Below are 22,845 nucleotides of genomic sequence, written 5' to 3' on the forward strand. Positions count from 1 at the left end.
CTCTTCATGCTGCTCAACGCCGCCGATAAAGCACTGTGGCGCCTCGCGCTACCGATGATTTTCTCTAACATTACCGTTCCGCTGCTTGGGCTGGTCGATACTGCCGTTGTCGGCCATCTCGATAGTCCCGTCTATCTTGGCGGCGTCGCCGTCGGCGCGACGGCCACCAGTTTCCTCTTTATGCTGCTGTTGTTCCTGCGAATGAGCACCACTGGCTTAACCGCTCAGGCCTACGGCGCCAAAGATCCGCAGCGGCTGGCGCGCGCGCTGGTGCAACCGCTGATCCTGGCGCTGGCCGCCGGGCTGCTCATTGTTCTGTTCCGCATGCCGCTCATTGACCTCGCGCTACATATTGTCGGCGGCAGCGAGGCGGTACTGGAGCAGGCCAGACGGTTCCTCGAAATCCGCTGGCTCAGCGCCCCGGCGTCGTTAGCTAACCTGGTGCTGTTAGGGTGGCTGCTTGGCGTCCAGTACGCTCGCGCCCCGGTGATCCTGCTGGTGGTCGGCAACTTGCTAAATATCGTGCTCGACCTGTGGCTGGTAATGGGGCTGCATATGAACGTGCAGGGGGCGGCACTGGCGACGGCGCTGTCGGAATACGCTACCTTTATCATCGGCCTGCTGATGGCGAAACGGGTGCTGGCGCTGCGCGGCGTGACGCTTGCCATGTTGAAGGAAGCCTGGCGCGGCAATATGCGGCGCCTGCTGGCGCTTAATCGCGACATCATGCTGCGTTCGCTGCTACTGCAGCTCTGTTTTGGCGCCATCACCGTCTTCGGCGCCCGTCTGGGCAGCGACGTGGTGGCGGTCAATGCGGTACTGATGACCATGCTGACCTTTACCGCTTACGCGCTGGACGGTTTTGCCTATGCCGTCGAAGCCCATTCCGGACAGGCTTACGGCGCGCGTGACGGTAGCCAACTGCTGGAAGTCTGGCGCGCGGCCTGCCGGCAGTCGGGAATGGTCGCGCTGGCGTTCGCGTTAATCTACAGCGTGGCCGGTGAGCATATCATCGCGCTATTGACCTCTATCCCATCATTGCAGCAGCTGGCAGACCGCTATCTGTTCTGGCAGATGATCCTACCGGTGATTGGCGTTTGGTGTTATCTGCTGGATGGCATGTTTATCGGCGCGACGCGCGGCGCGGAGATGCGTAATAGCATGGCGGTAGCCGCTGCGGGGTTTGCGGTGACGTTGCTCTCTGTGCCCATGCTCGGCAATCACGGCCTGTGGCTGGCGCTGGCCGTGTTCCTGGCTTTGCGTGGGCTTTCGCTGGCGCTCATCTGGCGCCGCCACTGGCAGCGTGGCACCTGGTTTAACTCACCCTCCTGAATGTAAAAAGCCCGGCTCAGCGTAGCGCGAGCCGGGAAAATCCCCCAGCGTTTTCAATCGACCTGATGGTTAAAAATTCCGAATAACGAATCGGTACCAGCATTGTCATCTATAGTTATTACCATGTCCGGAACAAAACGGGCTGTTAACCCACCGAATGATGAGGACGTAATGATGAATAAAGACGAAATCAGCGGTAACTGGAAACAGTTGAAAGGTAAAGCCAAGGAACAGTGGGGTAAGCTGACCGATGACGATATGACGGTCATTGAAGGGAAGCGCGATCAGCTAGTCGGTAAAATTCAGGAACGCTACGGCTATGCGAAAGATCAGGCCGAAAAAGAGGTGTCTGACTGGGAGCGTAAGAACGATACGCGCTGGTAGCGAATTCTGTTTTGACCCCCTGTTTATGCCTGTCTAACGGCATAGCGATATGCCGTAGCTTCCCGCTGACGTCGCCCGACTCAGCGGGCTTTCTTTTTAATCTGGATAGTATGATCGTGATGGCAGTGTTCGCGGGCGCTGCAGGCTTCGACTTCCACGCAGGCCGCGCACAACCCATGCGCTTCAATCACATTATGCCGTAGAGCGAAGCCCATTCTGGCCGCCAGCGTATGCATAATATCCTCTACGCCTTCCGCACACTCTTCTTTGACCACGCCGCAGCGATCGCAGATAAACATCGCCGAACTGTGGGTGGGCTGATCGAAAAGGTGGCACAGCACATAGCTGTTGGTCGATTCCACTTTGTGCACAAAACCTTGCTCCAGCAGAAACTCCAGCGCGCGATAGACCGTCGGCGGCTTCGCCTGCGGCTCTTTTTCTCGCAGCAGATCCAGCAGATCGTAGGCGCTAATCGCCCCTTGCTGCAGGCTCATCAGACGCAACACTTCCAGACGCTGCGGGGTCAGGCGTACGCCACGTTGCACGCAAAGCTTTTCAGCCTGCGCTAACATTTCTTGCGAAGTGGTGTTATCCATGAGCATCCTCTGGTTGCGTGATGTTGAAACTGTTACTTTATCACGAACCAGGTAAAACGCCGAGATCCTGCAAGCTTTGCTATACCTGATGTATCTCATTTTCGGGAGAAAACGATGAAACGACCTGATTGCATTCGACATTGGCGCGAACTGGAAGGTGCGGATGATTCCACCTACCCCGATAGTCACGAGCTTTTTTCTATTGGCGCGCCTCTTGCCCGCGGCCTACGGCTAAATCGGCTGGGCATCCATCATGAACGCTTACCGCCGGGACGAAGAACCTCATATCCGCATGCGGAAAGCGATGAAGAAGAGTTTATCTATGTGCTGGAAGGTTTTCCGGAAGTCTGGATCAATGGCTATCTATGGAAGCTGGAGCCGGGCGATAGCGTTGGTTTTCCGGCGGGAACTGGCGTATGTCATACCTTCCTGAATAATACCGAGCAGGAGGTGCGGCTGCTGGTCGTTGGCGAAGCGAATAAAAAGCACAACCGTATCTACTATCCGTTGAACCCGGGTTATGCCGCGACTCGCCAGGACCGCTGGGTAGATCACCCTCCGCAGTTCTTTGGCCCGCACGACGGTAAACCGCGTAAAATATAGGCCACATTTTCACCATGGTGCGTGGCGTTCGACGCTATGCGCCGTGGTTTGTGTTTGTGCTATAGTAGCGCCCCTTTTTACCCGGATGCTTATTTATTCGCCATGATGCCAGAATCCACGTCTACCGCTTTTGCCGCCCACCGTTTTTCTATCGCGCCCATGCTCGATTGGACCGATAGACATTGCCGCTACTTCCTGCGTCTGCTGTCGCGCCATACTCTGCTGTACACCGAAATGGTCACCACCGGCGCGATAATTCACGGTAAAGGCGACTACCTGGCCTATAGCGAAGAAGAACATCCGGTAGCGCTGCAGTTGGGCGGTAGCGATCCTGCGGCGTTAGCGCAATGCGCGAAGCTCGCCGAGGCGCGCGGCTATGATGAGATTAACCTCAATGTAGGTTGCCCCTCTGATCGCGTGCAAAACGGGATGTTTGGCGCCTGTCTGATGGGCAATGCCGCGCTGGTGGCGGACTGCGTCAAAGCGATGCGCGACGTGGTGTCGATTCCGGTTACGGTAAAAACCCGTATCGGGATTGACGATCGGGATAGCTATGAATTCCTCTGCGATTTCATAGAGACCGTTTCCGGCAAAGGCGAGTGTGAAATGTTCATCATTCACGCGCGTAAAGCCTGGCTTTCCGGCCTGAGTCCGAAAGAGAACCGCGAAATCCCGCCGCTGGATTATCCGCGCGTCTGGCAACTGAAACGTGATTTTCCGCATCTGACGATGGCGATTAACGGCGGAATTAAATCTCTGGCAGAGGCTAAACAGCAGCTTGAGCATATGGACGGCGTGATGGTGGGGCGCGAAGCCTATCAAAACCCGGGCATTCTGGCTTCTGTGGATCGCGAGATTTTCGGCGTCGACGGCGCGGATGCCGATCCGGTGGCGGTGGTGCGCGCAATGTATCCCTATATCGAGCGAGAGCTCAGCAGCGGTACCTATCTTGGCCATATCACCCGCCATATGCTGGGATTGTTCCAGGGGATCCCCGGCGCGCGTCAGTGGCGCCGCTATCTCAGCGAAAACGCCCACAAAGCGGGCGCCGATATTAACGTGCTGGAGCACGCGCTGAAGCTGGTTGCCGATAAGCGTTAAACTTTTCGCTAAAAACTGGTCTATTTCGCCACGCCCTACAGCACTGCTGTGGGGCGTTTTGTTTTAATTCAATGGGTTATATCTGGCACGATTCTTGAAATAGCCAATCAGCTATCTGGTTATTTATTTCGGGAGAAGACCATGCTGGAACTCTTATTTGTTATTGGCTTTTTTGTCATGTTGCTGGTCACCGGCATCTCGCTGCTTGGCATTATTGCCGCGCTGGTCGTCGCCACCGCGCTGATGTTCTTTGGCGGCCTGTTCGCATTAATGTTTAAGCTGCTACCCTGGTTGCTGCTGGCGGTGGCCGTCGTATGGGTCATTCGGGCGATGAAATCGCCGACCACAACCCGCTATCGCCGCGAAGATCGCTGGCGCTACTAAGCCATCATTTTGGGGATTGAGCGGTGTGTCACAACCTGAGTAATTTTGCATAAAACAGCGTAGGCATTGCGTATTAAATCTGTCACTATTAGCGCGATAACGAATTCATCGCGCTGTACCCTACATACAGCCGAACAAAAAAAGTCAGGGCCTCCTTCGGGAGGCCCTAAACTTTTCCGGCGATCTCATCCCGTTACGGTAGCAGCAGGCTTGATCCCTCGGTCACCCGGCTTTCCAGGATCTCATGCGCGCGTCTGGCGTCACGCAGGGCGTATTTCTGATTATCCGCCACATCGACTTTGATCACGCCGCTGGCGATCAGCGAAAATAGCTCGTTGCTGGCTTCCGTCAGTTCTTCCCGGTTGGTGATGTAGCCTTGCAGAGAAGGGCGGGTCACATACAGTGAGCCTTTCTGATTGAGGATACCCAAATTCACGCCGGTTACCGGGCCAGATGAATTGCCGAAGCTGACCATCAGCCCACGCCGCTGAAGACAATCGAGCGAGGCTTCCCAGGTATCTTTACCCACGGAATCGTAAACCACGGCGACTTTTTTACCGCCGGTTAGCGCTTTGACGCGCTCGGCAATATTTTCTTCGCGATAGTTAATGGTTTCCCAGGCGCCGGCCTGCCGGGCGCGCTGCGCTTTTTGCTCGCTGCCAACGGTGCCGATAAGCTTTGCCCCAAGCGCTTTCGCCCACTGGCAGGCAATCAGCCCCACGCCGCCCGCCGCCGCGTGGAACAAGAAGGTTTCATTGGCTTTTATTTCATAGGTTTTGCGCAGCAGATACCAGACGGTCAGCCCTTTAAGAAACGAGGCGGCGGCCTGCTCAAAGGAAATCGCATTCGGCAAAATCGCCGCTTTATCGGCATGCACGTTATGCACCGAACTATAAGCGCCAAGCGCGGACTGGGCATACACCACCCGATCGCCAACGTTGATATGTTTAACGCCGCTGCCGATTTTAGTAACGATACCGGCGGCTTCAGTCCCCAAACCGCTCGGCAGCGAGGGCGGTGGATACAAGCCGCTGCGGATGTAGGTGTCGATATAGTTGATACCGATAGCTTTGTTTTCTACCTGGATTTCGTGCTCGGCAGGATCGTTAGGGGTAAACTCGACCGCATGCAGAACCTCGGGGCCTCCGTGCGCGGGAAATTCAATTCGTGTTGCCATGTGAACTCCTTTATAATTTTGTGTCTCTCATTTACAGGTAACTCCATTCACTATGGCAGGAAATAAACCCTTCAACAAACCACAGACAGAACCTCGCGAACGCGATCCGCAGCTCGCTGGGTTGAAAGTCCCGCCGCACTCGATTGAAGCGGAACAGTCGGTGTTGGGCGGTTTAATGCTGGATAACGAGCGCTGGGACGACGTCGCCGAAAGGGTGGTGTCGGAAGATTTCTATACCCGTCCGCATCGTCATATCTTTACCGAGATGGCGCGCCTGCAAGAGTCCGGTAGCCCGATTGACCTGATCACTCTCGCGGAGTCGCTGGAGCGTCAGGGGCAACTGGATAGCGTCGGCGGCTTCGCCTACCTGGCCGAGCTCTCTAAAAATACGCCAAGCGCGGCGAACATCAGCGCGTATGCCGACATCGTGCGCGAACGCGCGGTGGTGCGTGAAATGATTTCGGTGGCCAACGAGATCGCCGAAGCCGGTTTCGACCCCCAGGGGCGCACCAGCGAGGACCTGTTGGATCTGGCGGAATCCCGGGTATTTAAAATTGCCGAAAGCCGGGCCAATAAAGACGAAGGGCCGAAGAACATCGCCGATGTGCTCGATGCCACCGTCGCCCGTATTGAACAGCTGTTCCAACAGCCGCATGATGGCGTCACCGGGGTGAATACCGGCTATGACGACCTCAATAAAAAGACCGCCGGGCTACAGCCTTCGGATCTGATTATCGTCGCCGCGCGTCCATCGATGGGTAAGACGACATTTGCGATGAACCTCGTGGAAAACGCAGCGATGCTGCAAGATAAGCCGGTATTGATCTTCAGTCTGGAGATGCCATCCGAGCAGATCATGATGCGTTCTCTGGCCTCGCTATCGCGCGTCGATCAGACCCGTATCCGTACCGGCCAACTGGACGATGAAGACTGGGCGCGGATCTCCGGCACGATGGGTATCTTGCTGGAAAAACGTAATATCTATATCGATGACTCCTCCGGCCTGACGCCGACCGAAGTGCGTTCGCGCGCCCGCCGTATCGCCCGTGAGCACGGCGGTATCGGTCTTATCATGATCGACTACCTGCAGCTGATGCGCGTACCGTCGCTCTCCGACAACCGTACTCTGGAGATCGCCGAAATTTCCCGCTCGCTGAAGGCGCTGGCAAAAGAGCTGCAGGTACCGGTGGTGGCGCTGTCGCAGTTGAACCGCTCTCTGGAACAGCGCGCCGATAAACGTCCGGTCAACTCCGACCTGCGTGAATCCGGCTCTATTGAACAGGATGCCGACTTAATCATGTTCATCTACCGTGATGAGGTTTATCACGAGAACAGCGATTTAAAAGGTATTGCTGAAATTATCATTGGTAAACAACGTAACGGCCCGATCGGTACGGTACGACTGACCTTTAACGGCCAGTGGTCGCGTTTCGATAATTATGCCGGCCCTCAGTATGACGATGAGTAAACCTCCGTCTGTCTTTTTTTAAGGAATTCAAATGCAAGCGGCAACTGTAGTTATCAACCGCCGCGCTCTGCGACACAACCTGCAACGCCTGCGTGAACTGGCTCCTGCCAGCAAACTGGTTGCGGTGGTGAAAGCGAACGCCTACGGACACGGCCTCCTTGAGACCGCGCGAACGCTGACCGACGCCGACGCCTTCGGCGTCGCCCGCCTGGAAGAGGCGCTGCGCCTGCGTGAAGGGGGCATTACCCAACCGATATTGCTGCTGGAAGGCTTCTTTGAAGCGGCGGATCTGGCGCTGATTTCCGCGCAGCAGCTGCATACCGTGGTACATAGCCCGGAACAGCTGGCGGCGCTCGAACAAGCGGAACTGGCCGAACCGGTTACCGTCTGGATGAAGCTGGATACCGGTATGCATCGTCTTGGCGTACTGCCGGAACAGGCCGAAGCGTTTTATCAGCGGCTAAGCCGGTGCAAAAATGTTCGCCAGCCGGTGAATATCGTCAGCCATTTCGCCCGTGCCGATGAGCCGGAATGCGGCGCGACCGAGCGTCAGCTGGATATTTTCACCACCTTTACCGAAGGGAAACCGGGGCTGCGTTCTATTGCCGCCTCGGGCGGGATCCTGCTGTGGCCGCAGTCGCATTTCGACTGGGCGCGGCCGGGCATCATTCTCTACGGCGTTTCTCCACTGGAGAACCACTCTACCGGTGAGGATTTCGGCTGCCTGCCGGTGATGTCGCTGACCTCCAGCCTGATTGCGGTGCGCGAGCATAAAGCCGGGGAGCCGGTGGGCTATGGCGGCACCTGGATTAGCGAGCGCGATACTCGCCTCGGCGTCGTGGCGATGGGCTATGGCGACGGTTATCCGCGCGCCGCGCCCTCCGGCACGCCGGTGCTGGTCAACGGCCGCGAAGTGCCGATAGTCGGTCGCGTGGCGATGGATATGATTTGCGTTGACCTCGGTCCTCAGGCGCAGGATAACGCCGGCGATCCGGTTGTATTATGGGGAGAGGGGCTCCCCGTTGAGCGCATCGCGGAAATAACGAAAGTGAGTGCTTACGAACTTATCACCCGACTGACCTCCAGGCTGGCAATTCGTTACCTCGACTAACTACGGTCAGTGGCATATTTCCCCGATTACGCTACGCTTATCGGGGTAATGAGCAGGGGCGGCGCGCGGCGTCGCCCATGTTTGCAGCGATCTTTGTCGATAACTTACCAACATCCCCTCGACCTTCCCCAACTTCCGGTTTATTGTGTAAATACCTGCTTTCGTAAACCTGGAGATACATCTCGTGTTTCAAAAAGTTGACGCCTACGCCGGCGACCCTATTCTCTCCTTGATGGAGCGTTTCAAAGAAGATCCGCGTAGTGACAAAGTGAACCTCAGCATCGGTTTGTACTACAACGAAGACGGCATTATTCCGCAACTACAGGCCGTGGCGGATGCCGAAGCACAACTCAATGCTCAGCCGCACGGCGCCTCGCTGTATCTGCCGATGGAAGGGCTCAATAGCTACCGCCACGCCATTGCGCCGCTGCTGTTTGGCGCCGACCATCCGGTGCTGAAACAAAATCGCGTAGCGTCAATTCAAACTCTGGGTGGCTCTGGCGCGCTGAAGGTTGGCGCCGACTTCCTCAAGCGCTACTTCCCGCAGTCTCGCGTATGGGTCAGCGATCCGACCTGGGAAAACCATATCGCTATATTTGAAGGGGCTGGGTTCGAAGTAAGTACTTACCCCTGGTTCGATGATGAGAGCAACGGCGTGCGTTTTGAAGCCTTCCTCGCCAGGCTGCAGACCCTGCCGGAGCGCGATATCGTGCTGCTGCATCCATGTTGCCACAACCCGACGGGCGCCGATCTGAGCAACGCGCAGTGGGATGAAGTCGTTAAGGTTTTGAAAGCACGTAACTTAATTCCTTTCCTCGATATCGCCTATCAGGGCTTTGGCGCCGGTATGGAAGACGATGCCTACGCTATCCGCGCGATTGCCAGCGCTGGCCTGCCGATGCTAGTCAGCAACTCGTTTTCCAAAATCTTCTCCCTGTATGGCGAACGCGTCGGCGGTCTGTCCATTGTCTGCGATGATGCGGAAACGGCAGGCCGCGTGCTGGGCCAGTTGAAAGCGACGGTGCGTCGTAACTACTCCAGTCCGCCGAATTTTGGCGCGCAGGTGGTCGCGGCAGTATTGAACGACGCGGCGCTGAAAGCCTCATGGCTGGCGGAAGTGGAAGCGATGCGTACCCGCATCCTGGCGATGCGCCAGACGCTGGTAGAGGCGCTGAAAGAGGCCGTTCCCGGCAAGAACTTTGACTACCTGCTGAAGCAGCGCGGTATGTTTAGTTATACCGGTTTAAGCGCGGCACAGGTGGATCGTCTACGCGAAGAGTTTGGCGTCTACCTGATTGCCAGCGGCCGGATGTGCGTGGCAGGACTTAACTCGCGTAACGTCCAGCGCGTGGCTCAGGCGTTTGCTGCTGTAATGTAAGTGCTCACTTACTAAATCTCCCTCGCCAGCGTTAAGGCGAGGGGGAATATACCCCGAAGTGTGATCATGCTCTTTTTATATGACATCTGAGCAGAAAATCCTTTCTATCTGTGTGGGCAGGCGTTAAGGTCTTGGTGCATTTATAAGCTCACTCATTATTAAAAATAACAACGAATTGAATTTGCAATCCTGAGTAACGCAGGTTCAGCCGCCCTGTGTACGACGGGTGAAGGGATAAATATGCGTAAGTTAACTTTGGCCATTAGCGCCACCTGTCTGTTGTTCGCTCTTAATAGCTCCGTTGTCGCGCGCGCTTCCACCCCGCAGCCCATTTGGGAAGGGACGAATGTCGCGAAACTTGCCGAACAGGCGCCGATACATTGGGTATCCGTAGCGCAAATCGAAAATAGCCTGCTTGGCCGCGCGCCGATGGCGGTGGGGTTCGATATCGATGATACCGTGCTGTTCTCCAGCCCTGGTTTCTGGCGTGGGCAGAAAACCTATTCTCCGGGCAGCGAAGCCTATCTGAAGAACCCCGAGTTCTGGGAAAAGATGAATAACGGCTGGGACGAGTTCAGTATGCCGAAAGAAGTGGGCCGCCAGCTGATCGCGATGCATATTAAGCGCGGCGACAGCATTTACTTCGTCACCGGCCGCAGCCAGACCAAAACTGAGACCGTCTCCAAAACCCTGCAGGATGATTTCCTCATCCCCGGCGCTAACATGAACCCGGTGATTTTTGCCGGCGATAAGCCAGGCCAGAACACCAAAACCCAGTGGTTACGGGAGAAGAATATCAAAGTCTTCTACGGTGACTCTGACAACGACATCTCGGCGGCCCGCGACGCCGATGCGCGCGGAATTCGCGTGCTGCGCGCGGCAAACTCCTCCTACAAACCGCTGCCGATGGCCGGGTCGCAAGGGGAAGAGGTGATTGTGAATTCAGAATATTAAGGCGTGTGAAACGCAACGCATCTGAATACGAAAAGGCAGCCGCAGGCTGTCTTTTTTTTGTACGAATTTCAGCCTTTGAGGTTTTACCTTTTCGTTTCTTGCTGCAAACTTAGAAGGATTCACACATTACAGGAGTCGTTTATGTGGCATCAGCAAACCCTGACATTAGGCCCGAAATCTCGTGGTTTCCATCTGGTGACCAATGAAATTATTGGTCAAATTCGCGAACTCTCGCATATCAAGGTTGGCCTGCTGCATCTGTTACTCCAGCATACTTCCGCTTCCCTGACGTTAAATGAGAACTGCGATCCCACGGTCCGTTTTGATATGGAACAGCATTTTCTCAACGCCGTACCAGACAACGCGCCGTATGAACACGATTATGAAGGTCCTGATGATATGCCCTCGCACATTAAATCATCGCTGCTGGGCGTTTCTCTGATGTTGCCGGTGCAGAACGGCAACGTCATGTTAGGGACCTGGCAGGGGATCTGGCTGGGGGAGCATCGTATTCACGGCGGCTCGCGGCATATCGTCGCAACGCTTATGGGAGAATAAAAAATGACCATATCGGATCTACTACAGTACTGCATGGCGAAGCCGGGCGCGGAACAAAGCGTTCATAGCGACTGGAAAGCGACGCAAATCAAGGTCGCAGACGTGCTATTCGCCATGGTGAAAGAAGTGGAGGATAAGCGGCCGGCCGTTGCGCTTAAAGCGAGTCCCGAGCTTGCCGAACTGCTGCGCGAACAGCATCGCGATGTTCGCCCCAGCAGGCATCTGAATAAAGCTCACTGGAGCACGGTCTTCCTTGATGGCTCCCTGCCGGATTCGCAGATTTACTACCTGGTGGACGCCTCTTATCAGCAGGCGGTCGACCTGCTGCCGGAAGATAAGCGGCGGCAGTTAGCGTAGCTTATAGCCCGCCTGCCAGCGCCAGCAGCACGATATCGAACAGCTTTAATAACGTCGACTGCAGCTGCGCCTGGCGTGCGATGCTCTGGTTGTTGGCGCGAATGCGGGCAATATCGCGCTGACCTTCCAGCAGTAGCCGTAGATCGTCTTCGGTCAGCCAGCCCTGAGCTTTTTGCTGTAATGCCTGCAGTAAAAAGATGGCGCTATCGCGTACTTCGCGCTGCTCATCGCCAAGTACTTTATTCAGTATTGGCATCCATTCGGCGCTATCAATTGCGCAAGCGGACAACAGTGCGCGAATTTCCATGGTTGTCGGCATTATTCCCTCCCTGTTCGCTGACATTCGCCAGCGATAGCCTGTTGATAAAGATAAAGGGTCTGCCGCGTTAAATATTGCGCTTCGGCAGGGGTAAAGGGCGCGCCCCGCATCTGGCGATAGGTGTAAACGCGTAAATAGTTACCTTCAAGTAGCCTGAAGTTTTCCTGGCGCAGCGCGTCGCTTTGGGCGATCGCCTGCGCAAACTGCTGGCGAATCTGTTCATCTTCATCAGTCAATTGTTGATTGTCATCCGTGGCTGCGGTGGCGATGAACTGCAAATGCAACTGCTTGAGTGTGAGCAATTGCTGATAGGCCGTATCGCTGTAGCGGCCAACCCAAGAGCAGGCGCTTAACGCACATAGCGCGGCGGCGATGATAAATAACGGAATGAGGCGTGGTACTCGCATAGTTTTCCCGGTATCGGTGGGCGATAGCGGCTATCAGACGCCAGAGTGAGGCGCCGGGCAAATCACGAAGTCTCAGCGTAAAAAAATGAGATGAAATGAGATGAAATGAGGCCTCTTCCATTGCGGGAAGAGGCCTGAGAGATTACTTCAGCAAGGGCTTCAGGAAGCGCGCCGTGTGCGAGGCTTCACATTCGGCAACGGTTTCCGGCGTGCCGGAAACGAGAATCTCTCCGCCGCCGCTACCGCCTTCCGGGCCGAGGTCGACAATCCAGTCGGCGGTTTTAATTACGTCGAGGTTGTGCTCAATGACCACGATGGTATTGCCCTGATCGCGCAGCTGATGCAGCACGTCCAGCAGCTGCTGGATATCGGCGAAATGCAGACCGGTAGTCGGTTCATCAAGGATATACAGCGTCTGGCCGGTACCGCGCTTGGATAGTTCGCGCGCCAGCTTCACGCGCTGGGCTTCACCGCCGGAGAGCGTGGTTGCCGACTGGCCAAGACGAATATAGGTCAGGCCAACTTCCATCAGGGTTTGCAGCTTACGCGCCAGCGCCGGAACGGCATCAAAGAACTCGCGCGCTTCTTCGATGGTCATATCCAGCACTTCGTGGATAGTTTTGCCTTTGTACTTAATTTCCAGCGTTTCGCGGTTATAGCGTTTGCCTTTGCACTGGTCGCACGGTACGTAGATATCCGGCAGGAAGTGCATCTCAACCTTGATCACCCCGTCGCCCTGACAGGCTTCGCAGCGGCCGCCGCGGACGTTAAAACTGAAGCGGCCCGGCGTATAGCCGCGTGAACGTGATTCCGGCACTCCGGCGAACAGTTCGCGCACCGGCGTGAACACGCCGGTATAGGTTGCAGGGTTTGAGCGCGGCGTGCGGCCAATCGGGCTCTGGTCGATATCGATGACTTTATCGAAGTGCTCCAGCCCCTGGACATCGCGATATGGCGCCGGTTCGGCAATCGTCGCGCCGTTCAACTGGCGCTGGGCGATGGGGAACAGGGTATCGTTAATCAGCGTTGATTTACCGGAACCGGAAACGCCGGTAATGCAGGTAAACAGGCCGACAGGCAGCGTCAGCGTCACATCCTTGAGGTTGTTGCCGCGCGCGCCAGTAAGCTTCAGCACTTTTTCCGGATCGGCGGCGACGCGCTGTTTCGGCACTTCGATTTTGCGTTTACCGCTCATGTACTGCCCGGTGAGGGATTCTGGTACCGCCATAATGGCGTCCAGCGGCCCTTCGGCCACCACCTGGCCGCCGTGCACGCCAGCGCCGGGGCCGATGTCGATAACATGGTCGGCGGCGCGAATGGCGTCTTCGTCATGTTCAACGACAATGACCGTGTTGCCCAGATTACGCAGGTGGATAAGCGTACCGAGCAGGCGTTCGTTATCACGCTGGTGCAGGCCGATGGAGGGCTCATCCAGCACGTACATCACGCCAACCAGCCCCGCGCCAATCTGGCTCGCCAGACGAATACGCTGCGCTTCACCGCCGGAGAGCGTCTCCGCCGAACGAGAGAGCGTCAGGTAGTTCAGGCCGACGTTGACGAGGAACTTCAGGCGATCGCCAATCTCTTTCAGCACTTTCTCGGCGATTTGCGCCCGCTGGCCAGACAGCTTCAGGTTATTGAAGAAGTCCATCGCGTGGCCGATGCTCATATCGGAAATGGTTGGCAGCGGCGTGTTTTCCACAAATACATGGCGCGCTTCGCGACGCAGACGTGTGCCTTCACAACTGGCGCACGGACGGTTGCTGATGAATTTCGCCAGCTCTTCGCGCACCGCGCTGGATTCCGTCTCTTTGTACCGGCGCTCCATGTTGTGCAGCACGCCTTCGAACGGATGGCGGCGTACTGACGTGTCGCCGCGGTCGTTCATGTATTTGAATTCAATATTCTCTTTACCAGAACCGTACAACACGACTTTATGCACATTAGCGCTGAGGGTGCCCCATGGCGCTTCAACATCAAACTTATAGTGATCGGCCAGCGACTTCAGCATCTGGAAGTAGTAGAAGTTGCGGCGATCCCAGCCGCGGATGGCGCCGCCAGCCAGCGAGAGCTCCGGATTCTGAATCACTCGATCGGGATCGAAATACTGTTGAACGCCAAGGCCGTCGCAGGTTGGACAGGCCCCTGCCGGGTTGTTGAAGGAGAACAGACGCGGCTCCAGCTCGCGCATGCTATAGCCGCAAATCGGGCAAGCGAAGTTGGCCGAGAACAGCAGTTCTTCCGCTTTACTGTCATCCATGTTGGAAACAATGGCGGTGCCGCCTGAGAGCTCCAGCGCGGTTTCGAAAGATTCCGCCAGACGCTGCGCCAGATCGTCGCGCACTTTAAAGCGGTCGATAACCACTTCGATCGTGTGTTTCTTTTGCAGCTCTAATTTCGGCGGATCCGAAAGATCGCAGACTTCGCCATCGATCCGCGCGCGGATGTAGCCCTGACTGGCAAGGTTCTCCAGCGTTTTGGTGTGCTCGCCTTTACGTTCTTTAATGATGGGCGCCAGCAGCATCAGGCGCTGACCTTCCGGCTGAGAGAGCACGTTATCGACCATCTGGCTGACGGTCTGCGCGGCCAGGGGCACGTCGTGGTCCGGACAGCGCGGTTCACCGACGCGGGCGTACAGCAGGCGCAGATAGTCGTGGATTTCAGTAATCGTACCTACCGTCGAACGCGGGTTGTGGGAGGTCGATTTCTGTTCGATAGAAATCGCCGGCGACAGCCCTTCGATATGATCGACGTCCGGTTTCTCCATCAGCGACAGGAACTGTCGCGCGTAGGCGGAGAGCGATTCGACGTAGCGACGCTGGCCTTCGGCGTACAGGGTGTCGAAAGCGAGTGAGGATTTGCCAGACCCAGAAAGCCCGGTGACGACAATAAGTTTGTCGCGCGGAATGACGAGGTTGATGTTTTTGAGATTATGGGTGCGGGCGCCCCGAACTTCGATCTTATCCATTCACCTTTCCCGGTAGGTAGATACACGGATTGCCTGGTTTGCTTAAAGGACAAACGGCAGAAACGGCTAATTATGACACAATTTAACCTGTCTGGATATACAGTATTGGAATGGCGCTACAGTAAGAGGGTGAAAATTTGCATAGCAGCGGCATGTTTTCTGGAATTGGCTTCGCAGCTATCAAATTGCCCCTTTGTGGTGTTAGAATTCCCGGTTTACACTTATACAAAACGTATTATTCAGGAGATTCGATCATGGCCAGCAGAGGCGTAAACAAGGTGATTCTCGTCGGTAATCTGGGGCAGGACCCGGAAGTACGCTACATGCCAAGTGGCGGCGCTGTCGCCAACTTCACGCTGGCAACTTCCGAATCCTGGCGCGATAAGCAAACCGGCGAAATGAAAGAGCAGACTGAATGGCACCGCGTTGTGCTGTTCGGCAAACTGGCGGAAGTCGCGGGCGAATACCTGCGTAAAGGTTCTCAGGTTTATATCGAAGGCCAGCTGCGTACCCGTAAATGGACCGATCAGTCAGGCCAGGACAAGTACACCACTGAAATCGTGGTAAACGTTGGCGGCACCATGCAGATGCTGGGCGGCCGTCAGGGCGGCGGCGCACCGGCAGGCGGCGGCCAGCAGCAGGGCGGTTGGGGTCAGCCTCAGCAGCCGCAGGGCGGCAACCAGTTCAGCGGCGGCGCGCAGTCTCGTCCGCAGCAGCAGGCCCCGGCAGCGCCATCTAACGAACCGCCGATGGACTTCGACGACGATATCCCGTTCTAAGGTTTTCCTTATTACGTACTGCCTGTGCTGTAAACCAACAGAAAGCCCCGATTGTTCGGGGCTTTTTTCATTTCAGGCTCTCAGGCTGCCGGGGCCGAAGCTTCAGGAGCGGGTGACGGAGCCGCGTCTGGTTGAAGCTTACCTGTTCCTGGCTCGGGTAGCGGGGTGGCGGTCGCTTTTTGTTTACGGGCGATGTCATCCATTATCAGTCGATAGGCAATGTAGTATTTATAGATATTGCTGACATAGGTCACCGTCTCAGCGCCGATTTTTTCCGCCGCGAGATTCTCAACGTTGCCAAACCAGATATTCGGATCAAAACCGCGTTTTTGGGTTTCCGTACGTAGACGCGCGATACGCGCCGGGCCCGCATTGTAGGACGCGAAAGAAAACAGCGCTTTATTAAGCGGCGTCATTGGCTGATCGCCATAGTAATGATCAATCATCCAGCGCATATACTTCACGCCGGCATGAATGTTGGGATCGATTTTCTTAATATCGCCAACTTTTAGTTCCTTGCCGGTCGCGGGCATGACCTGCATCACGCCGATTGCGCCAACGTGGCTGCGTACCGATTGATTGAGCCGCGACTCCTGATATCCCTGGGCGGCCATCAGCAGCCAGTCGACATCATAGCGTTCGCCATATTTTCTAAAAATTTCCACCATCTGCAAAAACTTAGCGCGCTCTTTGTTGGCTGCGGCGTTTTTAACGTAGGTCGCGCTTTTCAGGTAGCGCAGCAGAATCGTGTTTCCCAAGGTGCTGCCTTGACGATTATTTTTCACGAAATTATTCAGCACCGCGAGAAGTTGCGGGTTGTCTTTGCGGACCGCCCAGGCGATGTTACCGCCATCTCGTAACACAATGTCTTCATGCACCTGAATTTTTGGAAACACCTGTTTCCAGAAAATCGCTTTATGGCGATCCACCACGATCAGGGGTATCAGATCGGCATTGAGCATTTCGAGAAGATCCTCATCCTCGAGCGCTTCTGGTGCTTCCTGCAAAATGACCGGCGGCAGCGCTGCTTTGGCAAAGCGGGCGTTAAGCGCCTGCAAACTTTCGTAATAGCTGGATGAGCGTCGAACAAACACGGTTTTACCGGAAAGCTGCTCCAGGCTTTTTACCTCGGGCGATGATGGCCCCGAAACTAATAGTTCTTTGACATCGCTATAGAGCGGGGTGGTAAAGGCGACCTGCTCCTGACGCGATGAAGTAATCGTGAGATTGGCGGCGGCGATATCCCCTTTGCCTTCATTCAGTGCCTTGAACAGGTTATCCCGCGTCACCGGGATAAAAACGATCCGCACTTTGAGGTGTTTCTGCTTCAGCTTCTTCTCTTTTGCCAGCTTGCTATTGAGATCTTTTTCTAAAGCGATGAAAAGATCGTGGGTGGCGCCGCGTTGGGTACCCTTGTCGATAAAAAAGAACGTTTTGCTGTAGGTCGTCAGCACCCGGATCGCCCGCCGATTGATCATATCGGGAAGATCGCCTTTTTGTGGCTGCATGATGTGATCCATATCGATGGTCAGCTCAGCTTTATCCTTATGCGCCGGCGACGCTTTACTCGTCGAAGCCGCTGAAGCGGAGAAGGCAAACAGTATGGCGAGAAGGCAGCAGGAAACCATCGCCAGGCGACGTTGAAAACCGAAGATGTTCATGATGCGGCACTCTGCAGGGGGATGGTTATATTTTAGTCAATGCAAACGCGCCCCTGTGCCTTTTTCTATCTACCTCCCTCGTGTGCTGCTCGGCGTAGGTGGTATTTGCCTGTTTGCGAAAATTCAAAGGATAGAGGCACTTCTCATACTAGAAAATATTTTCATTTTGCGATTGCTAATTGATTATTCCGCCCACTTGAATATCAAAATGATATTTTTGTCTGCTATTTAAAATATATTGTAAGGTTAGTTATAGTCTTTGCATGGTTTTGTTTTTTTAGTATTAATACATAATTCGTAGAATGCCCGGGTTTGCTTACTTCAAGAGAGGTATAGCCGAGATGTATCAGGCTTGGTCTATATCACAATATTAATCAGCCACCTTGCAGATAACGGCCTGGAGTGCTATCACTAAATTTCCCGTAACAGATTTTACTTACAAGGATGGAAGATGAAATGGACGATTCTTAACACCCTTATCTGCCCGCATACCGGCGTTGCATTCTCGTCAATATCGGGGCTGCGGTTTCTGAAGTTTATTATCTGGTATGAAGCCGATCTTTTATTAATTCCTGGCGAAACCATGAAGCTTTATTCATCTAAAGTTTTAATTAATGATCAATATCATTCATTAAAAATTTATAACATCACGTGTTATGACGATAAACAGTGGGAAACGTTAAGAGAGCGGCCAACCTGTCCGTATAATTTCGAGGTCGCGGAGCCGGAATCTTGTCTTTATCAATCGTATTGTGCGGTTAAGCGCTGCCCGAACGAGCGTCTGCGGCCGATGTTATGCGGATAATATTAGCTCGGGTAGAGAAGAACATCATCGTTGCTGAAAATAAAAAAGCTTCCCGCAGGAAGCTTTTTTATCAGGTCATCATCATTGGCCACTCTGGCGGCGTCTGACTCATGACTTCAACCATGACATCTTTAATGTTGCCCCAGATTTTGGCGACATCCACCATGGTGATACCTAACAAGCCGGTGGCAAACCAGCAGGCGGCAGCCAGACCCAGACAGCTACAAATAATCGCTAAGCCGGCATAGTCGCTTTTACGTAATTGAATATTCAGCGAGCTGGCCAGGAACATCAATACCGCGCTCACCAGGGGCCAGCGCAAAAGTACGACACTGGTAGTAATGGAAGCCATTAACTTATCCTATCTCTCAAAGAAATTCGGGAGCCTTAGACAACCTGGCGCGATTATCAATAATGAGACGCTCTGGCTATCTGGGGGCACTTCAGGGAGTGATGAAACGACAGTCCTGTTTCATCAACTTGTGTGAACTATATCACATTTGTTGATTTATTCACCAGACAAAAAATGACCTTTTTTGACATTTAAAAACCATGTTGTGAGTGTGGTTAAATGCGCGGCAATGCGTACCAGCTTGTCTGATGGTCGTTTTTCGACGCCGTTAAGGACCGGACCTGGACTGCCGATAATTGATCTACGGGTTTTGTTACTTATTACGAGTAATTGTACGGAGAAACCGAATTAGTAAGTGGCTAGTGTCTTAATTATTACGAGAATGTTTCTCGATCCATCTATAAGTAAGTATGATTCATCATTATTAGGTGTGAGGTTTTTACATAAACGTGTTCGGTGCTGAAATTCGCTGTTTTTTATAACAGTCGGTAATGCCTGGTTTTTGTCCTTATACCGTGATTGAGGCGTATCGCATGGATAAAAAGCGGAAATGAATCGTAACGCGCCGCATAAGGCGTTAAGAATATTCTTCATCATACTGGTGGTTGTACTGCCGGTGGTGTTGGCGTTGTGGTTTGCGCAAATCAGGGCCAAGGAAGAAATCTCAGATAGACTGCAATCGTTTTCGCAGCTGGCGCTGCAAAAAACGGAAATGGTCATTCATGAATCCGAGCAGGCGCGCGAAAAAGCCATGCAGTTTACCGGGTTAATGTGTTCCCCTCAGCATCAGCAGTACATGTTGAATATTGTTCGCGGACTACTGTACGTTGATGACCTGATTTACGCGAGCGGTAACACTTTCCTTTGTTCCACAGCGGTCCATCCCGAAGAGGGCTGGAGAATATCCGCGGCGAATTATACTCGAAATCCCGACATCTCCATCTACTACTATCGCGATACGCCGTTTTATCCCGGCTATGATATGAATTATATGCAGCGCGGGCATTATGCCGTGGTGGTTAACCCCCTCTCTTATAGTTCAGTCATTTCCAGTGATAAAGATTTAGCCTACGGCGTCTTCGACACCAAAACGAACATGTTTTTCTCCGTGAGTAAAAACGTTGATGCCAGGGAGCTTCATCGTCTTATTCGCCACGAAGACGCTTTTTTTAATCAGGATGGCCGGGTTTATACCGTCGCCCATTCGTCGATTCGGCCGATTGCGGTCATCATGTCCACCTCGCGCGCCAGCTATTATGCCAGCCTGTACGATCAGGTTACTTTGACCCTGCCGTTAGGAATTATTTGCAGCATATTGATTCTGATGGTCTGGTCGCGAAGCCGTCAGCAGTATCATTCGCCGCGCAATAAGCTGCAGCGAGCGTTAAGCCACCGCCAGCTTTGTCTGCATTACCAACCTATTATCGACATCAAGAATAACCGCTGCGTCGGCGCCGAGGCGCTGCTACGCTGGCCGGGATTTGACGGTCCGGTGATGAGCCCGGCGGAGTTTATTCCGTTGGCGGAAAACTCAGGCATGATTGCTCAGGTAACAGATTACGTGGTTGACGAGTTGTTCAACGATCTTGGTGAATACCTGGCCAGGCATCCGCAGCTCTATATCGCGATTAATCTTTCGGCATCCGACTTCCATTCCGCGCGGTTAATTGCGCAGATTACTGAGAAAGCGCGCAGCTATGCGGTTTGCGTGAAGCAAATCAAAATTGAAGTCACCGAAAGGGGATTTATCGATGTGCCGAAAACCACGCCGGTGATTCAGGCTTTCCGCGAGGCGGGCTACGAGATAGCTATTGATGATTTCGGCACCGGTTATTCCAACCTGCATAACCTCTATTCGCTCAACGTCGATATTCTGAAGATTGATAAATCCTTTATCGATACGCTGACCACTAACAGCACCAGCCATCTGATTGCTGAACATATCATCGATATGGCGCGTAGCCTGCGTCTAAAAACCATCGCCGAAGGGGTAGAAACGCTGGATCAGGTGGATTGGTTACTTAAGCGCGGCGTACAGTTTTGTCAGGGATGGCACTTTGCGAGGGCAATGCCGCCGCAGGAGTTTATGCAGTGGCTGGCCAAGTCCCCGATCTTACTGCGTACGCCGCACGACGGTCGTCAGGCGGAAATCTGATGACGGTAGTCGCTGGGAGTGCGATCGAACTCCCGGCGGAACACCCGCGAGAACGTCTGCTGCGAGACGTATCCCAAATCCATCGCAATATCAAAAATAGGACGCTGCGTGGTTCTCAGCGCTTCAGCAGCGAGCAGTAGCCGGCGCTGACGAATGTAATCACCCAGCGTTTGGTGGGTAACGGTACGGAACATCCGCTGCAGATACCATTTCGAGTATCCCGATTTTTTAGCGACTACATCAATGTTAAGTGGTTGATCGATATGTTCATCAATCCATTCAATAAGCGTTTGGATAATATCCTGATGGGACATAAAGCGGCCTCTCTCAATTCTCGATTCGTCGTTTTGTCTGTCGGCGAGTATAATTCCTCAAGTTAACTTGAGGTAAAGAGCTTTATGGAAAAGAAATCAGCCCGTATCAAAATGCTGCTTTCTCCTGGGGAAGTGGCTAAACGAACCGGCGTCGCCGTCTCGGCGCTGCACTTTTATGAAAGTAAAGGGCTTATCCGCAGCCAGCGTAATGCCGGCAATCAGCGGCGATATCGCCGTGATGTGCTGCGAGCGGTCGCCATTATCAAGATTGCGCAACGTATTGGCATTCCGTTGGCGACCATCGGCGAGGCATTTGGCGTCCTGCCGGAAGGACATAATCTGAGCGCCAAAGAGTGGAAACAGCTGTCGTCGCAATGGCGGGAGGAGCTGGACCGGCGTATTCACACCCTGACTGCGCTGCGTGATCAACTCGACGGCTGCATCGGCTGTGGTTGTTTATCGCGCCGCGATTGCCCATTACGCAACCCAGGAGATAAGTTGGGTGAAGAGGGGACCGGCGCACGCCTGCTGGAAGAGGATTAATTGTGATACCTGCAAAAAACTAAAGCGCCACAACAGGGCGCTTTAGTTGTTTTCCGGTCTTTGTCTTTCGCATTATCCCGCTGGCTCACGGGAGGGTTTCCCCCGACGTCGACTCCCCTCAGGTATTGCGCAATGTGTTGAAGGAGGTTCCGGATTGCGTCGACAATGTAATTGTGGCACAGCCTGCTGATTTTGCCTGTTGGTGTTGCCGAAATTTTTCCGTCATTGGCCGCCTGTTCCTATAGTTAATTTGAACGAACAACAGGAGAGCGCCATGTTGACGGTCCATCACCTCAACCAATCCCGCTCGCAGCGCGTGCTGTGGGCGTTGGAAGAACTGCAATTGTCCTATCAGGTCGTCTGCTACCAGCGTGAAAAAAACATGCAGGCGCCGCCGGAGCTGAAAAAAATTCACCCGTTGGGTAAATCGCCGGTGCTTGAGGATCAGGGCATAGTGCTGGCGGAGTCCGGCGCCATTCTGGAATATCTGCAGGAGACCTACGATAGCGCCCAGCAGCTGAAGCCGCTGGGGCGGGAAGATAAACTGCAATATCGCTTTTGGCTCCATTATGCCGAGGGATCGTTAATGCCCTTGTTGTTGATGAAGCTTATCTTCGCCAGCCTCGGCAAACCGCCGGTGCCGCTTGGCATGCGCACGCTGGGCGGGGCGTTGGGCAAAGGGGTGCAAAAGGCGTGGCTGGATAGACAGCTGGCGACCCATGCGGCATATATTGAACAGCATCTGGCTGGCCAGCCGTGGTTTGCCGGCGGCGCGCTGAGCATGGCGGATATTCAGATGAGCTTTCCGGTGATGGCGTTACTGGCGCGCGGCGGCATTCAAGACCTGCCGCACACCCGCCGCTGGCAGCAACAGGTTGAATCGCGACCGGGCTGGCTGAATGCTATTGAGCGCGGCGGGCCGTTTACCCTACCTGGCGGTTAATGCGCTGAAAGCGGATTAAAACATATAAAAATGTTAATGCTTTGCGCATTGACGATAACGTTTGCGCATCGTTTGTCTATTTCCTGAGCTTTGGCGGCGAAATTTGGCAAAATACGACAAACTTCAGTTGAAAAGGGCCGTCTAAAGACAGGATAATCGTTTGCCTTTTTACTTTGCTCGTTTTTTCCCCTGCCGA

General features: G+C 54.2%; 24 protein-coding genes. 16 read left to right on the plus strand and 8 right to left on the minus strand.

The features are described 5' to 3' along the window. Positions 1-6: 6 nt before the first annotated feature. Entirely contained in the window at positions 7-1,332 is a 1,326-nt protein-coding gene (dinF, locus tag PGR29_RS24375; protein ID WP_316425520.1) for an MATE family efflux transporter DinF, read from the plus strand. Between the two features lie 174 nt (positions 1,333-1,506). Beyond that, positions 1,507-1,716: a CsbD family protein gene (locus tag PGR29_RS24380; protein WP_015704042.1), complete on the plus strand. Its 210-nt coding sequence runs from the start codon at positions 1,507-1,509 to the stop codon at positions 1,714-1,716. Between the two features lie 80 nt (positions 1,717-1,796). On the opposite strand, the gene zur is transcribed toward PGR29_RS24380, so the two are convergent. Next, the gene (gene zur, locus PGR29_RS24385; protein WP_045379090.1) at positions 1,797-2,312 is read right to left on the minus strand and encodes a zinc uptake transcriptional repressor Zur; all 516 of its coding nucleotides are present in this window, start codon (positions 2,310-2,312) and stop codon (positions 1,797-1,799) included. 114 nt (positions 2,313-2,426) lie between these two features. Between zur and PGR29_RS24390 the strand changes: the two genes are divergently transcribed. The 3 genes from PGR29_RS24390 (at position 2,427) to pspG (ending at position 4,400) form a co-directional block, all read left to right on the plus strand. Beyond that, on the plus strand, positions 2,427-2,915 hold the full coding sequence (locus PGR29_RS24390) for a cupin domain-containing protein (RefSeq protein ID WP_015368759.1): 489 nt from the start codon (positions 2,427-2,429) through the stop codon (positions 2,913-2,915). Between the two features lie 102 nt (positions 2,916-3,017). Next, positions 3,018-4,016 (plus strand): tRNA dihydrouridine(20/20a) synthase DusA, encoded by a 999-nt coding sequence (dusA, locus tag PGR29_RS24395; protein WP_213794921.1) that lies wholly within the window; start codon positions 3,018-3,020, stop codon positions 4,014-4,016. A 141-nt stretch (positions 4,017-4,157) separates the two neighbouring features. Continuing rightward, on the plus strand, positions 4,158-4,400 hold the full coding sequence (gene pspG, locus PGR29_RS24400) for an envelope stress response protein PspG (RefSeq protein WP_015368757.1): 243 nt from the start codon (positions 4,158-4,160) through the stop codon (positions 4,398-4,400). Positions 4,401-4,593: 193 nt separating this feature from the next. Here pspG and PGR29_RS24405 read toward each other — a convergent pair whose 3' ends face one another. Then, positions 4,594-5,577 carry a quinone oxidoreductase gene (locus PGR29_RS24405; RefSeq protein ID WP_213794922.1) on the minus strand — a complete coding sequence of 328 codons (984 nt, stop codon included), beginning with the start codon at positions 5,575-5,577 and terminating at the stop codon, positions 4,594-4,596. Positions 5,578-5,629: 52 nt separating this feature from the next. On the opposite strand from PGR29_RS24405, the gene dnaB reads away from it, so the two are divergent. The 6 genes from dnaB to PGR29_RS24435 all read left to right on the plus strand — a co-directional run bounded on the left by dnaB (position 5,630) and on the right by PGR29_RS24435 (position 11,403). Beyond that, positions 5,630-7,045 (plus strand): replicative DNA helicase, encoded by a 1,416-nt coding sequence (gene dnaB, locus PGR29_RS24410; RefSeq protein WP_015368755.1) that lies wholly within the window; start codon positions 5,630-5,632, stop codon positions 7,043-7,045. Between the two features lie 31 nt (positions 7,046-7,076). Next, the gene (alr, locus tag PGR29_RS24415; RefSeq protein WP_316425521.1) at positions 7,077-8,156 is read left to right on the plus strand and encodes an alanine racemase; all 1,080 of its coding nucleotides are present in this window, start codon (positions 7,077-7,079) and stop codon (positions 8,154-8,156) included. A 184-nt stretch (positions 8,157-8,340) separates the two neighbouring features. Next, positions 8,341-9,534, plus strand: coding sequence for an aromatic amino acid transaminase (gene tyrB, locus PGR29_RS24420; protein WP_087858836.1), 1,194 nt, complete (start codon positions 8,341-8,343; stop codon positions 9,532-9,534). A 240-nt stretch (positions 9,535-9,774) separates the two neighbouring features. Continuing rightward, positions 9,775-10,488 (plus strand): acid phosphatase AphA, encoded by a 714-nt coding sequence (gene aphA, locus PGR29_RS24425; protein WP_015368752.1) that lies wholly within the window; start codon positions 9,775-9,777, stop codon positions 10,486-10,488. A gap of 141 nt (positions 10,489-10,629) precedes the next feature. Next, the gene (locus tag PGR29_RS24430; RefSeq protein WP_015368751.1) at positions 10,630-11,046 is read left to right on the plus strand and encodes a secondary thiamine-phosphate synthase enzyme YjbQ; all 417 of its coding nucleotides are present in this window, start codon (positions 10,630-10,632) and stop codon (positions 11,044-11,046) included. Positions 11,047-11,049: 3 nt separating this feature from the next. Next, positions 11,050-11,403 carry an MmcQ/YjbR family DNA-binding protein gene (locus PGR29_RS24435; protein WP_087858835.1) on the plus strand — a complete coding sequence of 118 codons (354 nt, stop codon included), beginning with the start codon at positions 11,050-11,052 and terminating at the stop codon, positions 11,401-11,403. Position 11,404: 1 nt separating this feature from the next. On the opposite strand, the gene PGR29_RS24440 is transcribed toward PGR29_RS24435, so the two are convergent. From PGR29_RS24440 to uvrA, 3 genes are all read right to left on the minus strand, one after another. Continuing rightward, on the minus strand, positions 11,405-11,722 hold the full coding sequence (locus tag PGR29_RS24440) for a hypothetical protein (RefSeq protein WP_316425522.1): 318 nt from the start codon (positions 11,720-11,722) through the stop codon (positions 11,405-11,407). Beyond that, positions 11,722-12,129, minus strand: coding sequence for a hypothetical protein (locus tag PGR29_RS24445; protein WP_316425523.1), 408 nt, complete (start codon positions 12,127-12,129; stop codon positions 11,722-11,724). Before PGR29_RS24445 ends, PGR29_RS24440 begins: the two co-directional genes overlap by 1 nt. A gap of 142 nt (positions 12,130-12,271) precedes the next feature. Next, positions 12,272-15,097 (minus strand): excinuclease ABC subunit UvrA, encoded by a 2,826-nt coding sequence (uvrA, locus tag PGR29_RS24450; protein WP_316425524.1) that lies wholly within the window; start codon positions 15,095-15,097, stop codon positions 12,272-12,274. A gap of 254 nt (positions 15,098-15,351) precedes the next feature. On the opposite strand from uvrA, the gene ssb1 reads away from it, so the two are divergent. Then, positions 15,352-15,876 carry a single-stranded DNA-binding protein SSB1 gene (gene ssb1, locus PGR29_RS24455; protein WP_015368746.1) on the plus strand — a complete coding sequence of 175 codons (525 nt, stop codon included), beginning with the start codon at positions 15,352-15,354 and terminating at the stop codon, positions 15,874-15,876. An 80-nt stretch (positions 15,877-15,956) separates the two neighbouring features. Here ssb1 and PGR29_RS24460 read toward each other — a convergent pair whose 3' ends face one another. Beyond that, positions 15,957-17,537 (minus strand): lytic transglycosylase F, encoded by a 1,581-nt coding sequence (locus PGR29_RS24460; protein ID WP_316425525.1) that lies wholly within the window; start codon positions 17,535-17,537, stop codon positions 15,957-15,959. Positions 17,538-17,988: 451 nt separating this feature from the next. Between PGR29_RS24460 and iraM the strand changes: the two genes are divergently transcribed. Next, positions 17,989-18,342, plus strand: coding sequence for an anti-adapter protein IraM (gene iraM, locus PGR29_RS24465; protein WP_087858830.1), 354 nt, complete (start codon positions 17,989-17,991; stop codon positions 18,340-18,342). Between the two features lie 70 nt (positions 18,343-18,412). Here the strand turns inward: iraM and PGR29_RS24470 are convergent, their stop codons facing one another. After that, complete coding sequence (locus PGR29_RS24470; protein WP_015704055.1) at positions 18,413-18,694, minus strand: YjcB family protein; 282 nt, start codon at positions 18,692-18,694, stop codon at positions 18,413-18,415. A gap of 550 nt (positions 18,695-19,244) precedes the next feature. Between PGR29_RS24470 and PGR29_RS24475 the strand changes: the two genes are divergently transcribed. After that, positions 19,245-20,849 carry an EAL domain-containing protein gene (locus PGR29_RS24475; RefSeq protein WP_113375004.1) on the plus strand — a complete coding sequence of 535 codons (1,605 nt, stop codon included), beginning with the start codon at positions 19,245-19,247 and terminating at the stop codon, positions 20,847-20,849. Here the strand turns inward: PGR29_RS24475 and soxS are convergent. Then, the gene (gene soxS, locus PGR29_RS24480) at positions 20,834-21,163 is read right to left on the minus strand and encodes a superoxide response transcriptional regulator SoxS (RefSeq protein WP_015368734.1); all 330 of its coding nucleotides are present in this window, start codon (positions 21,161-21,163) and stop codon (positions 20,834-20,836) included. The genes PGR29_RS24475 and soxS overlap by 16 nt on opposite strands. Positions 21,164-21,247: 84 nt before the next feature. Between soxS and soxR the strand changes: the two genes are divergently transcribed. Next, positions 21,248-21,706, plus strand: a complete 459-nt coding sequence (gene soxR / locus PGR29_RS24485; protein ID WP_087858828.1) for a redox-sensitive transcriptional activator SoxR — start codon at positions 21,248-21,250, stop codon at positions 21,704-21,706. 274 nt (positions 21,707-21,980) lie between these two features. Beyond that, complete coding sequence (locus PGR29_RS24490; protein WP_316425526.1) at positions 21,981-22,649, plus strand: glutathione S-transferase family protein; 669 nt, start codon at positions 21,981-21,983, stop codon at positions 22,647-22,649. The last annotated feature ends 196 nt before the right edge of the window (positions 22,650-22,845 follow it).

The organism is Klebsiella sp. 141203, assembly GCF_032601985.1.
Lineage (GTDB): Bacteria > Pseudomonadota > Gammaproteobacteria > Enterobacterales > Enterobacteriaceae > Klebsiella > Klebsiella aerogenes.